Origin of the sequence: Salinigranum marinum, assembly GCF_024228675.1 — an archaeon.
GTDB lineage: Archaea > Halobacteriota > Halobacteria > Halobacteriales > Haloferacaceae > Salinigranum > Salinigranum marinum.
This window is the reverse complement of record NZ_CP100461.1, coordinates 3,639,472-3,653,230: the sequence shown is the minus strand read 5'-3', so window position 1 is coordinate 3,653,230 and position 13,759 is coordinate 3,639,472. Positions and strand designations below refer to the sequence as shown.

15 protein-coding genes and 1 tRNA gene are annotated in these 13,759 nt (G+C 70.2%); 6 read left to right on the top strand and 10 right to left on the bottom strand.

What is annotated here, in order from left to right; all coding sequences use genetic code 11:
- Nucleotides 1-235: 235 nt before the first annotated feature.
- Complete coding sequence (locus tag NKJ07_RS18270; protein WP_318568215.1) at nucleotides 236-1,072, bottom strand: universal stress protein; 837 nt, start codon at nucleotides 1,070-1,072, stop codon at nucleotides 236-238.
- 368 nt (nucleotides 1,073-1,440) lie between these two features.
- Here NKJ07_RS18270 and NKJ07_RS18265 point away from each other — a divergent pair, with 368 nt between their 5' ends.
- From NKJ07_RS18265 to yciH, 4 genes are all read left to right on the top strand, one after another.
- The gene (locus NKJ07_RS18265; RefSeq protein WP_425504684.1) at nucleotides 1,441-2,427 is read left to right on the top strand and encodes an AAA family ATPase; all 987 of its coding nucleotides are present in this window, start codon (nucleotides 1,441-1,443) and stop codon (nucleotides 2,425-2,427) included.
- Nucleotides 2,424-3,470 (top strand): DUF58 domain-containing protein, encoded by a 1,047-nt coding sequence (locus NKJ07_RS18260; protein ID WP_318568214.1) that lies wholly within the window; start codon nucleotides 2,424-2,426, stop codon nucleotides 3,468-3,470. Before NKJ07_RS18265 ends, NKJ07_RS18260 begins: the two co-directional genes overlap by 4 nt.
- Nucleotides 3,467-5,737: a transglutaminase TgpA family protein gene (locus NKJ07_RS18255; protein ID WP_318568213.1), complete on the top strand. Its 2,271-nt coding sequence runs from the start codon at nucleotides 3,467-3,469 to the stop codon at nucleotides 5,735-5,737. Before NKJ07_RS18260 ends, NKJ07_RS18255 begins: the two co-directional genes overlap by 4 nt.
- Before the next feature lie 115 nt (nucleotides 5,738-5,852).
- Nucleotides 5,853-6,146 (top strand): stress response translation initiation inhibitor YciH, encoded by a 294-nt coding sequence (yciH, locus tag NKJ07_RS18250; protein ID WP_318568212.1) that lies wholly within the window; start codon nucleotides 5,853-5,855, stop codon nucleotides 6,144-6,146.
- Nucleotides 6,147-6,315: 169 nt separating this feature from the next.
- Here yciH and NKJ07_RS18245 read toward each other — a convergent pair whose 3' ends face one another.
- The 3 genes from NKJ07_RS18245 to NKJ07_RS18235 form a co-directional block, all read right to left on the bottom strand.
- Nucleotides 6,316-6,678 carry a rhodanese-like domain-containing protein gene (locus NKJ07_RS18245; protein WP_318568211.1) on the bottom strand — a complete coding sequence of 121 codons (363 nt, stop codon included), beginning with the start codon at nucleotides 6,676-6,678 and terminating at the stop codon, nucleotides 6,316-6,318.
- Nucleotides 6,679-6,788: 110 nt separating this feature from the next.
- On the bottom strand, nucleotides 6,789-7,358 hold the full coding sequence (locus NKJ07_RS18240) for an NUDIX hydrolase (protein WP_318568210.1): 570 nt from the start codon (nucleotides 7,356-7,358) through the stop codon (nucleotides 6,789-6,791).
- Nucleotides 7,355-7,873: a DUF5809 family protein gene (locus NKJ07_RS18235; protein ID WP_318568209.1), complete on the bottom strand. Its 519-nt coding sequence runs from the start codon at nucleotides 7,871-7,873 to the stop codon at nucleotides 7,355-7,357. The genes NKJ07_RS18240 and NKJ07_RS18235 overlap by 4 nt, the downstream gene beginning before the upstream one ends.
- 88 nt (nucleotides 7,874-7,961) lie before the next feature.
- On the opposite strand from NKJ07_RS18235, the gene NKJ07_RS18230 reads away from it, so the two are divergent.
- A complete protein-coding gene (locus NKJ07_RS18230; protein ID WP_318568208.1) occupies nucleotides 7,962-8,450 on the top strand; it encodes a hypothetical protein in 489 nt (162 codons plus the stop codon).
- Between the two features lie 15 nt (nucleotides 8,451-8,465).
- Here the strand turns inward: NKJ07_RS18230 and NKJ07_RS18225 are convergent, their stop codons facing one another.
- The 3 genes from NKJ07_RS18225 to NKJ07_RS18215 form a co-directional block, all read right to left on the bottom strand.
- Nucleotides 8,466-8,924 (bottom strand): DUF5810 domain-containing protein, encoded by a 459-nt coding sequence (locus NKJ07_RS18225; protein WP_318568207.1) that lies wholly within the window; start codon nucleotides 8,922-8,924, stop codon nucleotides 8,466-8,468.
- A 38-nt stretch (nucleotides 8,925-8,962) separates the two neighbouring features.
- Nucleotides 8,963-9,553 carry a ribosomal protein S18-alanine N-acetyltransferase gene (rimI, locus tag NKJ07_RS18220; protein WP_318570490.1) on the bottom strand — a complete coding sequence of 197 codons (591 nt, stop codon included), beginning with the start codon at nucleotides 9,551-9,553 and terminating at the stop codon, nucleotides 8,963-8,965.
- Nucleotides 9,554-9,702: 149 nt separating this feature from the next.
- On the bottom strand, nucleotides 9,703-11,676 hold the full coding sequence (locus NKJ07_RS18215) for an aconitate hydratase (RefSeq protein ID WP_318568206.1): 1,974 nt from the start codon (nucleotides 11,674-11,676) through the stop codon (nucleotides 9,703-9,705).
- Nucleotides 11,677-11,865: 189 nt separating this feature from the next.
- Here NKJ07_RS18215 and NKJ07_RS18210 point away from each other — a divergent pair, with 189 nt between their 5' ends.
- On the top strand, nucleotides 11,866-12,342 hold the full coding sequence (locus tag NKJ07_RS18210; protein WP_318568205.1) for a deoxyuridine 5'-triphosphate nucleotidohydrolase: 477 nt from the start codon (nucleotides 11,866-11,868) through the stop codon (nucleotides 12,340-12,342).
- A gap of 200 nt (nucleotides 12,343-12,542) precedes the next feature.
- Here NKJ07_RS18210 and NKJ07_RS18205 read toward each other — a convergent pair.
- The 3 genes from NKJ07_RS18205 to NKJ07_RS18195 form a co-directional block, all read right to left on the bottom strand.
- Nucleotides 12,543-12,616: transfer RNA gene (locus NKJ07_RS18205), tRNA-Lys, on the bottom strand.
- Between the two features lie 180 nt (nucleotides 12,617-12,796).
- The gene (locus NKJ07_RS18200) at nucleotides 12,797-13,474 is read right to left on the bottom strand and encodes a DUF7119 family protein (RefSeq protein ID WP_318568204.1); all 678 of its coding nucleotides are present in this window, start codon (nucleotides 13,472-13,474) and stop codon (nucleotides 12,797-12,799) included.
- A gap of 72 nt (nucleotides 13,475-13,546) precedes the next feature.
- Complete coding sequence (locus NKJ07_RS18195) at nucleotides 13,547-13,693, bottom strand: hypothetical protein (RefSeq protein WP_318568203.1); 147 nt, start codon at nucleotides 13,691-13,693, stop codon at nucleotides 13,547-13,549.
- Nucleotides 13,694-13,759: the final 66 nt, after the last annotated feature.

Below are 13,759 nucleotides of genomic sequence, written 5' to 3'. Positions count from 1 at the left end.
CCGCGTCGGCCGCGTCGCCGGGATCGGCGCTCCCCTCGTGGCCGTCCCGACGCTCACCGCCGGTGGTGTCGCTCGCTCCCGCGTCGCGCTCGGCGTCCCCGCCTCCGTTCATGTGGGGATAGCCGGCGACGGAGCGGTAAAAAGCGTCGGGTCGACCGGCGAGCGCGTGACGCGCGACGGTGCTGGGCCCGCGTGGCTGGGTCCGGGGCGTCGGACGACGACGCACGCGACCGCGCTAGCCGACGATCGTCACCGGGCGTTCGGCCGAGAGCATGGCGTCCAGCGACGTGCTCCCCAGGATCACCTTCTGGACACCGGATCGCTTCCGGCCGCCCATTACGATCCCGTCGACGTCGTGCTCCTCGGCGGTGTCGAGGATCGTCCGGACGACCTCGCCGCCGGGCGCCAGTCGATCGACGGACACTCCCCGTCCGTCGAGGTAGTCGGCCACTGCGACCGCCGCTTCGACTTCCCCGAACTCGTGCGGCGGGGCACCCGCGTAGTCCTGGTGGGGGAACACGTACAGCACGACCGCGTCGACGCGCTCCCCGGCGTTCGGCAGGTTCGCCACGTACGACGCCTGATCCAGCGCGCGGTCGGCGTCGCGGTCGACCGGGACGAGCACCGTCCGCCGGTCCCTGCCGAACGAGACGCTTCCCCCGGCGACCGTGACCGGTCGCTCGGCCGAGAGCACGACGTCGTGGACGACGCTCCCGAGGAGGACCTGCGTCACGCCCGTTCGCTTGTGGCCGCCCATCACGATCTCGTCGACGTCGAGTTCCTCGGCGGTGCGGACGATCTGTTGCGGAACGCCGCCGTCGCCGACGATCCGGTCCACCGGAACCCCCGCCTCCTCGAGGGAGCGGGCGGCGTCGACCGCCGCGTCGACCTCCGAGAACGCCACGTCCTCGGCCCGGCCGAACGTCTCCGGAGAGACCACGTAGAGGACCGTCGCCGTGATCTCCGCACCGTCGCTCGCGAGGCGCTCGACGTATCTCGCCTGCCGGGCCGCCCGATCCGTCTCCCGATCGACTGCCACGAGCACGTTGTACATCGCGACCGTACGTTGCATCTTGTCACTCATATAACTAGTCTACGGTCGAGCCGACCGAGAAGTCGAGCAGCCGAGGGGCGGTCGACGCGCCGACCGGTCGTCGGCGGAGGGAGCCGGGGTCGAGCCGGGCACGCGCCGCGCAGCGACGCCGGAGTGAGGCGGGTCGCCGACGGTCCGGGATGTGACCTGGGCACACCCAGCAGAGTTAGGTGACTCCGGCAAGAAGTAACGGTAACCGTGAGGACGAAGAGCTACCCGAAGCTCCCCAGCCCCGTGTCGTGGTCCCGGCACGTGCCGCCACGGTCGATGCCTCGGCCACACCGTCCCCCGGCGGTGCGGTCACGTGGGGGACGACGGCGGGGCCAGCCGCGGACGGGAGGCCGCGCGTGACCGACGTGAGCCGGCCGGACGCCGACGCCGCCGTCGTCTCTCCCGACGAGGAGTTCGAGCCGCTCTCCCTCGACGCCGCCGCCGCCCTCGCCGACCGCATCACCGAGAACGTCGAGCGGGTCATCGTCGGCCAGCACGACGCCATCGAACATATCCTCGTCGCCTTCTTCGCCCGCGGACACCTCCTGTTGGAGGACGTGCCCGGGGTGGGAAAGACGATGCTCGCCCGGTCGATCGCCACGTCGATTGACTGCACGTTCAAGCGCGTCCAGTTCACGCCCGACCTCCTCCCGTCGGACGTCACCGGCGTGAACGTCTTCAACCAGAAGAACCGCGAGTTCGAGTTCCAGCCCGGCCCGGTGTTCGCGAACATCGTCCTCGGCGACGAGATCAACCGCGCGCCGCCGAAGACGCAGGCGGCGCTGTTGGAGGCGATGGAAGAAGAGCAGGTGACCGTCGACGGCGACACGCACCGGCTCCCCTCCCCCTTTACCGTCATCGCGACGCAGAACGACGTCGAACCCAACCGGACGTACGAACTGCCGATGGCCGAGATCGACCGGTTCATGAAGAAGCTCCGGCTGGGCTACCCCAGCGAGGACGACGAGACCGAACTCCTGGGTCGGGTCGCCGGCGACCACCCCATCGAGTCGCTCGACCCCGTCGCCTCGGTGCCGGAGGTCCAGCGCGCCCGGCGGACGGTCGTCGCCGTCGACGTCCGCGAGCCGGTCCGGTCGTACATCACCGAACTGGCGTCGTTCACCCGCGACCACGCACAGCTGGGCGTCTCCCCCCGCGGGAGCATCGCCCTCGTCCGGGCGGCGCAGGCCCGGGCGGTGTTCGAGGGGCGGGACTACGTCGTCCCCGACGACGTCCAAGCGGAGCTCCCCACCGTGTGGAGCCACCGGATCCGCCCTAGTGGGGGCGACGGAGACGGCGTCGCGGTCGTCGAGCGAGCGCTCGACACCGTCCCCGTCGAATGAAGCTGACGCGCCGCGGCTGGACGGTCGTCGGCGTCGGTGTCCTCGGGACCGCGATGGCCGCGGCGTTCGGGGCGCGTGCACTCAACGCCGTCGTCTTCCCCTGCGTCGTCGCGCTCGTCGCCGCAGTCGTCCAGCTCCGCCGGATCGATCCGCCGGCGGTCGACCGGACGCTCCCGAAGCGGGGGTTCCCGGGCGAATCCGGGACGGTCACCCTCCGGTTCGACACCGACTCGCCGTTCACCGCCTCGGTTCGGGACGCGCTCCCACCGGGCGTCGCCGGCGATCCGCGCGCCGAGACGACCGTCGGCCGCGAAGCCGTCTCGTACGAGGTGACCTACCGCCGCCGAGGGAGACACACGATCGGTCCGGCGTCGTTCGTGGCGCGGGACGTCCTCGGCCTGGCGACGCGCCGCGTCGCGACCGCCACGACCGACGAGTTGCTCGTCTACCCGCGGGTGTACGACCTCTCCAGCCGGGCCCGCCGCGACCTCGTCGCCCTCCACGACACGGGCGAGAGCCACGACCGCGACGAGTTCGACCGCCTCCGCCAGTACGTCCGCGGCGACTCGCTCCGCGACATCCACTGGAAGTCGTCGGCCAAACGGGAGGACCTCGTCGTCAAGGAGTTCGCGGCCGACAACCGCAGTCAGGCGCTCTCGGTGTCGCTGTCGGCCGACCGGGGGCGGGCCGACGAGATGGCCGAGGCGGGCGCGACCGTCGTTCTGGCGCTCCTGCGCGCGGGCGTGCCCGTGACGCTCGTCACGCCGGACGGGGAGCACTCGGTCACCCCCGGCGACCGCGAGCGGGTCCTCACGGCGCTGGCCCGCGTCGGCCACGGCGACCCGGCGACAGAGAGCGACCCCGCCGCCGCGGTACGGGCCGCGCGCGGCGGGACGGTGGTCCACCTCGGTAGGACGGCCGTCCCCGTCGAGAACCTGATCGAGGGACGACCGGAACGCGTCGACTCCGCGGGCGGGGCGACCGATGAGGGAGATCCCGCGCACGCGGCCGGCGACGACGGGACCCAGGGGGTGACGGCGTGAGCCGGCAGGGCTGGTCGCTGTCGGCGGGGCCGCTGTCCGAACGGACCGGCTTCCGCGGCCCCGCGCTCGTCGGCGTCCTCGTCCTCACCGGCTCGTACCTCAGCGTGCTCGCGCACGTTACGAACGTGGTCGGCGGCAGCCGGGTCTTCGTCCCCCTCGTCGTGGGGACGTTCCTGCTGGCGACGGCGCTCGGGCACTTCCTCCGGATCCGCACCGCGATCTTCTTCACCGCCGTGTTGCTCGTCGGCGGGACGCTCACGTACTTCCTCGCGATCCCGGCGAGTCAGCTGTCGCTGTTGTCGCCCGAGCGCATCCTCTCGGACACCGTCGCGCTCCTCACCGGGCTCTCCGTGCTCCGGCTGACCGCGGCGGACGTGTGGGCGCTCGGCATCGCCCCCGGACCGGTGTTCCTCTCGTGGTATCTCGCGATGCGCGAGCGGTACGTCTGGAGCGTCACCGTCGGTGGGACCGCCCTCGGCCTGTTCGTCCTGACGGGCGACGCCGGCACGACGACGACGCTCGTCGGCGTCCTCGGGGCGGGCGCGGCGATCGGTCTCGGCACGCTCGATCGGTACGGCGGCACCGTCGCGCAACTCGACACGCTCGTCGCGGTGCTGGCGGCGATGGTCGTCCTCGCGGCGACGCTCTCGGTGGTCCCGGGCGGGGCTGCCCAGCCGCTCTTGCCCGACCGCGGCTCCCCCACCGTGGAGGCCAGCGTCGTCGACTCCTCGGAGCGGATCGAGGTGCTCGGCTCGATCCGGCTCTCGCCGAAGGTGCGCTACACGATCGAGGCGGAGGAGGGCCAGTACTGGCAGACGGCGTCGTACGATCGCTACACCGGCAGCGGGTGGGTGCGGACGGGCAACACCGACCCCTACCAGGGGCGGCTCCAGGGCCCGCCCGGCTCCTCGCGCCGGCTCACCCAGACCGTGCGGGCGGAGTCGACGGTCTCGGCCATGCCGACCGCGTGGAAGCCCGTGTCGGTGTCGGGGGCCGACGCCGCGCGGGTGCAGATCACCCAGCAGGGCTTCCTGCGTCCGGCGACGAGCCTCCAGGCCGGCGAGGAGTACACCGTCGAGAGCCGCGTCCCGCAGTACACCTCCGAACAGTTGCGCCGTGCCGGCACCGACTACCCCGAGGAGATCCGAGCGTCGTACCTCCAACTGCCCGGGAGCACCTCGACGCGGGTGCGCGAGCGAGCCGCGGAGATCGCCGGCGGCGAGGACAACGCTTACGACAAGGCGGTCGCCATCGAACGGTGGCTTGAGGAGAACAAGCGCTACTCCCTCACGGTCGAACGCCCCGAGGGCGACATCGCCGAGGCGTTCCTCTTCGAGATGGATGCGGGCTACTGTACGTACTACGCGACCACGATGGTGACGCTCCTGCGGACGCAGGGCGTGCCAGCACGGCTCGCCGTCGGCTACACGCCCGGCGAGCAGGTCGGCGAGAACGAGTACGTCGTCCGCGGGCTCAACTCCCACGCGTGGGTCGAGGTGTACTTCCCCGACGTCGGCTGGGTCCGCTTCGACCCGACGCCGGCGACCCCGCGCGAGACCGCCGAGCGCACCCGGCTCACCGACGCGAGACAGAACGGCGAGACGGGCGTCGACACGAACGCGACGCAGCCCGCGGCCGGCGGCGCACCTGACGTCACCCCGTTCGAGGCCACCAACGGCTCGTTGAACAACACCTCGCAGAACGAGTCGCTCCGCGGGAACCTCGAAGGGAACGCCCCCGCGCCGGAGACGACGCCGGACCCGGCCGCGATCGACCCCGGCGCCGGCGGTGACGAGGGGAGCGGCGGCGTCAGCCTGCCCGAGTTGCCGTCCCGCGAGACGCTCGGCGTCGGCCTCGTCGCGGTCGTCGGCCTCGCTGCCGCCGCTCGACGGGTCGGCTTCACTGCGGTGCTGTCCCGCGAACTCCGCCTGCGCTACCAGCGATCGACGGGCGACCCGGCGGCGGACGTCGAACGGGCGTTCGGCCGGCTTGAGCGGCTCCTCGAACGGCGCTACCGGCCGCGTCGACCGACCGAGACCCCCCGATCGTACCTCGCGGCGATCGGCAGGGGACACGGACTCGACGACCGCGTCGAGCGCGTCGCCACCAGCTACGAACGCTCACGGTACGGCTCCGGCGTCTCGGCGGCCGAGGCCGAAACGGTTGTCGAACTCGTCGACGAACTGGTGTGGGAGGCGACGCCCGTGGTCGGCGACCTCGTCGTCCGTCGCGGCGAGCGCGAGTCGCAGTCCGGAGCCGCCGCCTGAACCCGTCGCTGGAGTGGAAACGGCGGTTCGTGCGGGTTGCTCGGTCGGCGCGGTCGGTCGGGCCGTGCACCTTCCCGATACTGTTTTGTATCTCGCTCTCAGAAGTCAGGTTGGAATGTCAGAGGTATGCTCGACGTGTGGCCTGCCTGAGGAACTCTGCGTCTGTGAAGACGTGGCGCGAGAGTCCCAGGAGATCAACATCCACATCGACGAGCGACGCTACGGCAAGGAGGTAACGGTCATCGAGGGGTTCGACCCGCGGGACGTCGACATGGACAGCCTGTCGTCCGACCTGAAGTCGAAGTTCGCCTGTGGAGGTACCGTCGAGGACGGCTCCATCGAACTCCAGGGGAACCACACCGGCCGCGTGGAGGACTTCCTCCGCGAGAAGGGCTTCAACGTCGCGTGACCCTCTAACCACGGCCCACGTCGAGTCGAATCGTTTCGTTTCTTTCCGGTTACGCCGCGAGCGCCAGCCGTCGTGGTCGCCACGAGCGGCGTGTCGGCGGCTCGAGCGTCGCCGGAGTGCTCTACGGCGGCGAAGTCGCCACCGCCCGGAGCTGAGAGAGTCGGACGGGCTAGAAGGGCGCGTCGGGCTCCGATTCCGCCGCCGTCTCGGTGGCGGCGTCGGCCTCCAGCGGGCCGTCCCAGTCTTCGAGGCCACCGGCCATGCTCTCGACGCGCGCGTCGGCCGTGCCCTCGTACGACGTGATGAGCCGGGCGGCCTGGACGCTCGCCTTGCCGTGGGGACAGACGGTGACGATGCGGTCGGAGCCCGCCAGTGACTCGATGCGCTCGGGGAGTTCGCCGAGCGGGACGTTCTCGCTGCCCGGGATGTGTCCGCGGGCGAACGCCGCCGGCGATCGGATGTCGACGACGCGCGGCGGCTCCTCGGTGTTCAGGAGTTCGGCCACCTCGTCGGTGGAGATCTCGCCGTCCATGTGCGTCCAGAACGGGTACGGCGGTATAAGTCCCCCGCCGATCGTCGGGGGCGGCGCTCAGTCCCGTCGGAGCGCGCCGCTCGCGCCGCGGACGCGGCGGCCGGCCCGCCTCAGAGGAGCCCCTCGTCGTGAGCGACGAGCAGTCCCTCGACGGTCGCGTCGTTGGTCGGAGCGGCGCGGGCCACGTCGACGGCCTCGTCGACCGGAACGGCGCGGACCTCGAGGAACTCGTTGTCGTCGAGTTCCTGGCCGACGGGCGAGAGCCCCTCGGCGAAGACGAAGCCGCGGCGGTGCCGGAGCATCCCGGTCGTACACCACACGTCCTGGAGGAGGCTGGTCGACGACGCCTCGAAGCCCGTCTCCTCGCGGAGTTCGCGAGCGGCCGCCGCGGTGAAGGACTCGCCCGCCTCGACGATGCCCGCGGGGAGTTCGACCTGCGTCTCACGGATCGTCGGCCGGTACTGCTCGACCATCACGACCGCATCGTCGGTGACGGCGACGACGACGACGGCAGTCGCCAGCTCCGCCCAGTAGTAGCGTTTCGTGCTCCCGTCGGGCTGTTCGACCAGGTCGTACCCGCCCGTGTACCAGCCCGTCTCGTACTCGACTTCGGAGTCGACGACGGGCCACTCCGGCTCCGGAAGCGACTCGTGGCGACGGCCGTCGTCGGGGAGCGTCACGACTGCCTCCCGCCGTCTCTGCCGCCGACTTCCGTCTCGCTGGCGTCGCCAGCGCCGGCGTCGTCGACGGTGTCCGTCGCTGCCGCGCCCTCCATCCCCTCGAGTTCGACGCGGTAGATCCGGCCGAGCGCCTGTCGCCGCAGGATCTCGACGGCGGCGTCGCGTTCGTCCTGGTAGGTGGCCGCCACGACCGTGTCGGCGAAGGGGGCGGCGTGCCAGACGACCCGTTCGACGTTGGGGCTGCCGACCTCGACGACCTCGTACTCCTCGTGGTCGGCACACCACGCGTCGAACGCCGCGCGGTCGCCGCTGTGGACCCGAAGCCGCGCGGCGAAGAGGACGTCACGCGCCGTCGAGACGACGTCGGCCGTGACCCGCTCGCGGTACTCCTCGGGGTCGAACCCCATCGCGCGCGCCGTTTCGCGGACGACCGTCTGCGCGACCGGGCCGGCGGCCTCGAACGCCTCGCGTGCTTCCTCGCTCGTCTCGGGTGACAGCGTGCCCTCCGATTCCATCTCGGTTCGGCACTGGTGGTGGCGACGGTATACGTCTACCGCTCTCTCGACCGCCGGGATTTATTTCACGGTCGACGAACGGCGAGTGATGTGGTCTCAGTTCGTTCCCGCGTTCCTCGCGACCCGCCACGACGACCCACCGCTGACGGCGCGAACGGTGTTCCGAGAGAGCCTCCCCGTCGTGGGCGTGTTACTCTTCTGGTCGGTTCTCTCGTGGCCGACCATCCCCGGCGTCGACGACGTGCTCCGCACCGCTGGACTGGTGATGGTCGCGTTTTACGTCGTCGTCCGCGGCGTCGGGCTCTCCCGGCGAGTCTCCGCGCCCGTGCTCTCGGACCTCGCCGTGGTGCTCCGCGAAAACGTCCGGGCGGCGCTCCCCGCCGCCGGGTGGTTCGTTGCCGCTCACCTCGTGGCGGTGCTCGAAAGCCTCTGGCAGGGACTCGGCCTCCCCGGACTGTTCACCTCCCCCCGCGGCGCGCTCGTCCGGCTGTTCGCCCTCACCGGCGTCGCCACCGTCGGCCTGTACGCCGTCGCCGTCGGTACGGCGGCCCTCCGCGGCGGCCTCCGGGAGGAGTGACGCCACGGCGGGCGCTCAGTCGCGGCTCTCGGCCTCGTCCCCGGCGTCGTCGTCACCGTCGTCGGCCAGCATCTCCCGCGTGAGTTCCCGCGCGTCCTCGACGACGTCGCGCGTCTCGGGGTCGAGGTCGCCCATCGACCCCCCGAAGAGGGGCTCTCCCCGTTCGTAGCCGTGGTTGTGGCCGTGGTCGTGCGCGTGCGGTCCCACCTCCCCCTGCAGGTCGGGATCGTACTGTTTTCCGTCGGTCTCCCCGTCGGTCGTGTCTTCGAACGCGGTCTCGTACGCCGCGTCGGGGGCGTGGGCGGCGACCAGTGGCGCGAGCTCCGCCGGCCCGCCGCTCGCCCAGTCGGGGGCGTGCTCGTCGAGCCACGTCTCGTGGTCGTCGCCGTGTGTCATCGCCTGGAACGCGAGGTGGTTCGCGAGGTGTTCGGCGTCCTGCTGTGGTTCTTCACAGACCGGACAGGCGTAGCCCATGGCGGAGCGAAGGCGAGCCACGGGGTTAAGCGGCCGGATTAGCGCTCGTCCTCGTCGGCCACGACGTCGGGGCGCTCGGCGGCCTGCGACGGCGTGGGGTCGATCCCCGACGCGGCGTCGTCAGCGTCGGCGTCGCCGCCGGCGTCCGCGCTCCACTCCGCGAGGTCCAGCACCATCACGTAGGCGTCCTCGCCGTCCTCGTAGTAGCGGGGGATCCGCCGGAGCGGCTCGAACCCCTCGCTTCGGTACAGCGACAGCGCGGCGTCGTTGCTCGCGCGGACCTCCAGTTTGACGAGCGCCGCACCCGCCGCCGAGAGAGCCCCCAGCGCGCGGCGAAGCAGGTCGCGGCCGAGCCCCTGTCGTCGCGCGTCGGGGTGGATCGCGAGGTCTTTTACGTGGCCGATGTCGCGTCCGTAGTTCGGGGTCGTGTCGCTCACGACGTAGCCGACGACCGACGGCGCGTCCTGGGGCGTCGCCACGAGGAAGCCGCGCTCACCGACGAACGACTCGAACGCCGAGAACGGCCACGGCTGGGGGAAGGTCGACCGCTCGAGGCGGTAGACATCGAGCAGGTCGGCCTGTTCGGCCTGCCGGATCACGACTGCGCCGTCGTGGAGGGTCTCGCGGATGTCGTCCGGTCCGTTCGCGGGGGACACATTGCTCCGTTACGAGAGCCCCGCGCAAAAACACGGCGGCCGGTTCCGTGCGTCGCGACCCCCCTTGCAGCGCCGCCGCTGACCGCGTGAAAGAACGGAGAAGGGGTGGAAGTGGGAGTAGTTCAGTCGTCGGCGGGTGCCGCGCCACTGTCGGCGTCGTACTGCTCCTTCGTGAGACGGAGCTTGCCGCCAGCGGCGAGGATGCGGCGCTCGCGCTCGGAGGCCTTCATCGTCGCCGTGGCTTCCCAGTCGTCGTTGACGCGAACGGTGAACTCCTCCTCACCGCTCTCGACGGCCGCCGCGACGTCGGTGACGATCTCGACGTCGTCGCCCTGCTCGAGTTGCTCGTAGGTGTCGGCGTCGATCGTCAGGGGGAGAATGCCGAAGTTGAACAGGTTGGCGCGGTGGATGCGCGCGAACGACTCGGCGAGGACTGCCTCGACGCCGAGGTACAGCGGGCACATCGCGGCGTGCTCCCGGGAGGAGCCCTGGCCGTAGTTCTCGCCGGCGACGAGGACGCCGCCGTCGGCGTCCATCGCGCGCTGGGCGAACGTCTCGTCCACACGGGAAAGCGTGTACTCCGAGAGCTTCTCGATGTTCGACCGGTACATCAGGATGTCCGACGTGGCGGGGATGATGTGGTCCGTCGTGATGTTGTCGTCCATCTTCAGGAGCACCTCGCCCGCGACGTCGGCGTCGAGCGGCTCGCCGATCGGCGCGTTCCCGATGTTCGGGCCCTTGACGAGCGAGTCGTCGACGGCCCCCTCGGGCGTGATGATGTCCGTCTTCGAGCCGTCGTACTGGTCGGGGAGTTCGACACCGGGCGCTTCGAGGTCGCCGAGTTCGTCGGCGAGGTCGCGCGGGTCGACGATCTCGCCCTTGAGCGCGGCGGCGGTGGCGACCTCGGGCGAGCAGAGGTAGACGTTGTCGTCCTCGATGCCCGACCGGCCCTCGAAGTTGCGGTTGAACGTCCGCAGCGAGACGGAGTCGGAGGCGGGAACGTGGCCGATGCCGATACAGGCACCACACGTCGCCTCGGAGAAGTTGACGCCGGCGGCCATCAGTTCGGCGGTCCAGCCGTCGCGGGCGAGGATCTCCGACGCCTGCTTCGAGCCGGGGGCGATGATCATGTCCGTCTTGCGGTTGATCTGCCGCCCCTCGAGCATCTTCGCGGCCGGGAGGATATCCTCGTACCCGCCGTTCGTACAGGAGCCGACGATGACCTGCTCGACGCTCTCCCCGGCCACTTCGCGGACGGGAACGACGTTGTCGGGCATCGACGGCGTGGCGATGAGCGGCTCCAGCTCCGAGAGATCGACCGTGATCTCGTCGGCGTACTCGGCGTCCTCGTCGGGCGCGAGTTCGACGTGCTCCTCCTCGCGGCCCTGCCGGGCGAGGTAGTCGCGCGTGTGCTCGTCCGTCGGGAAGATCGAGGAGGTCGCGCCGAGTTCCGTCCCCATGTTCGTGATCGTCGTGCGCTCTGGCACCGTGAGCGACTCGACACCGGGGCCGGTGTACTCGAACACCTTGCCGACGCCACCTTTCACCGAGAGGCGTCGGAGCATCTCGAGGATGACGTCCTTCGCGGTGGCCCACTCGGGGAGTTCACCTTCGAGCCGGACGTTGACGATCTCGGGCATCTCGACGTAGTAGGCACCGCCGCCCATCGCGACGGAGATGTCGAGGCCGCCGGCGCCGATCGCCAGTTGGCCCAATCCCCCAGGAGTCGGCGTGTGGCTGTCCGAGCCGAGGAGCGTCTTGCCGGGTGCGGCGAAGTTCTCCTTGTGGACGTTGTGGCAGATGCCGTTGCCCGGGCGGGAGAAGTACGCGCCGTACGTCCCCGCTGCGGAGCGGAGGAAGCGGTGGTCGTCGGTGTTCTTGAAGTCGAACTGGTACGTCTGGTGGTCGCAGTACTGCGCCGCCAGTTCGGTCTGGACCTCGTCGAGTTCGAGCGCCTCGAACTGTAGCCAGACCATCGTTCCTGTCGTGTCCTGCGTGAGCACCTGGTCGATCTCGATTCCGATCTCTTCGCCAGGTTCGAGTTCACCCTCGACGAGATGGTCGTCAAGGATCTTCTCTGTCAACGTCAGTCCCATAACGTTTGCCCGTGGATGGCGGATAGATATAAATCCTCCCTGTCGTGTGTGAAAGTCCGGGACGAATCGATCGCTGTCCGGCAATTTTCGCGGCAAGTTTTAGATTCGTTCGACCGCGAGTAAATATGCCGTCGGCTCCGCCGATGGACGCATCAAAACCCTTTTGTGACCCCTCCCAGCACGGGGGGTATGTTCCGGTCCGGACGGTTCGTCGCCGACCACGTCGAGCCCGCAGACGACTCGCAGGTGCAGCCGAACGGGGTCGACCTGACGCTCGCGTCGGTCCACGAACAGACCTCTAGGGGGCGGATCAGTCGCGACGGCAAGCGGATCGGCGATCGCCGCGAGATCCCGTTCGAGTCCATCGAGGGGCGCAAGTGGGCGTCTCTCGGCCGCGGCGGCTACGTGCTCCAGTACGCCGAGACCGTCCACATCCCCGAGGGACACGTCGGCTTTATTTACCCGCGCTCGTCGCTCATGCGGAACTCCTGTATGCTCAACACTGCGGTGTGGGACGCGGGGTACGAGGGTAAGGGCGAGGGCCTGCTGGAGGTCCACCACTACGTCGAACTCGAACGCGGCGCACGGGTGGCACAGCTAGTGCTCGCCGAGGCGGACCACGACGGGACGTACGAGGGGAGCTACCAGGGCGAGCGGACGGAGTGAGCGTTTCACTGTGCGGGGTCAGGCTCGTTTGAACGCAGTTTCGGCTTCGCTCGTCACGCTCATTCCTCGCAGGAGCGGGCCGAGAGGGAGTCGAACCGAGTGGAGACGTGCTCTCTCACCGTATTCGCTGCGTGCGCCTCCCCGGGTTCGAGCCCCCACAGGTCGTTCCAGCCCGCTCGCTGTGGCTCGCGGATCTCTCACGGGCCGGGAGGGACTTGAACCCCCGACCGTCTGGTTAAAAGCCAGACGCTCTGCCGAACTGAGCTACCGGCCCTCACCTCCACGTAGCCGCGGTGTGTTGATAAGCGTTTACTGTCGAGAGCCGCCCCCGTGGGCGGATTCAAATACGAGGACGCCTCCAACCCGTCACCTGCTGTGAGCGTCACTGCGGGGCGGACTGCGTTCGCGCGGCACGCCGCCTCGTGAGCGAGCGTGCCGCCTGTTCGCCTTCAGATCAGCCCTCGAAATACCCCGTCAGGGCGTCCGCGAGGACGTCTTCGGGGGGGACGTTCTCCAGCGAGGCGCGTCGCCGGAGTTCGAGATACAGCTCCGGCGGCAGCCGGACGGTGAGTTCGCCGAGCGTGGCGCCGTGGTCCGCCAGCGCTTCGGCCGCGGAGGTTCCGGCGTTGACCGCGCTGGCGATCCGTCGAACCTCGCGTACGGTGAGGTCGCCGTCGAGCGTCGCCCACGCGAGGGCGAACCGCGCGTCACCCGAGACACGCGCGATGTGTTTCGCGGCCGTCGGGGCGATGTCGCCGCGAGCGACGTGCCGGCGGATCGCCTGCGGGAGGTCGTGCACGCGGGCCCACTTCCGGATGAACGAGACCGAGACGTCGCCGCCGGCGCGCTCGGCGGCGCGTTTGTACGAGCCGACGCCGCGGACCAGCGCGGCGCAGGCGGCCGCTCCGCGAAGCATGTACACGTTGTCTTCGGCACCGACCGTGTTCTCCGAGAACGCCCGTACCGTCTCGGCGGCGAGTTGGACGCTCTCGGGGTCGTCGGGATCGAACCCGACCGCCTCGCGGGCACGCTCGCCGGTGACCGACGGGTCGGCGCGGACGACCGGTTCACCCACGGGTTCCTCACGATCGGCCGGATGCGTCCACTCGCGACCGGGGTTTCGGTCGGTCATTTCGTTCGTGGATCGGGCTTCGGCGTCAAAAGCGTCCTGTTGCCGTGTGTGACCGCCGACAGAGCGGTGTGGTCAGTCCGAGCCCGCACGCTCGCGGTGCTCGGAGAGATGCTCCCAGATCTCGGTACAGCCCGCACCCGCCTGTAGCTCGTCGAGATGGTCGGTGTCGGCCGCGTTGTCATCGGTCGTCCCCGTAGCGGCGGCTTCGTCCTCACTCATCGGCCCTCATCCTCTGCGTCGTACAGTTCCGGCGCGACGTCGGCCGGCGCGTGTTGTCGAGAACGA

Coding starts and splice junctions, on each gene's coding strand:
- NKJ07_RS18270 (WP_318568215.1), bottom strand. CDS start 1,072: ATGCAACGTACGGTCGCGATGTACAACGTGCTCGTGGCAGTCGATCGG.
- NKJ07_RS18230 (WP_318568208.1), top strand. CDS start 7,962: ATGTGGTCTCAGTTCGTTCCCGCGTTCCTCGCGACCCGCCACGACGAC.
- NKJ07_RS18235 (WP_318568209.1), bottom strand. CDS start 7,873: ATGGAATCGGAGGGCACGCTGTCACCCGAGACGAGCGAGGAAGCACGC.
- NKJ07_RS18195 (WP_318568203.1), bottom strand. CDS start 13,693: ATGAGTGAGGACGAAGCCGCCGCTACGGGGACGACCGATGACAACGCG.
- yciH (WP_318568212.1), top strand. CDS start 5,853: ATGTCAGAGGTATGCTCGACGTGTGGCCTGCCTGAGGAACTCTGCGTC.
- NKJ07_RS18260 (WP_318568214.1), top strand. CDS start 2,424: ATGAAGCTGACGCGCCGCGGCTGGACGGTCGTCGGCGTCGGTGTCCTC.
- NKJ07_RS18245 (WP_318568211.1), bottom strand. CDS start 6,678: ATGGACGGCGAGATCTCCACCGACGAGGTGGCCGAACTCCTGAACACC.
- NKJ07_RS18200 (WP_318568204.1), bottom strand. CDS start 13,474: ATGACCGACCGAAACCCCGGTCGCGAGTGGACGCATCCGGCCGATCGT.
- NKJ07_RS18215 (WP_318568206.1), bottom strand. CDS start 11,676: ATGGGACTGACGTTGACAGAGAAGATCCTTGACGACCATCTCGTCGAG.
- NKJ07_RS18210 (WP_318568205.1), top strand. CDS start 11,866: ATGTTCCGGTCCGGACGGTTCGTCGCCGACCACGTCGAGCCCGCAGAC.
- NKJ07_RS18225 (WP_318568207.1), bottom strand. CDS start 8,924: ATGGGCTACGCCTGTCCGGTCTGTGAAGAACCACAGCAGGACGCCGAA.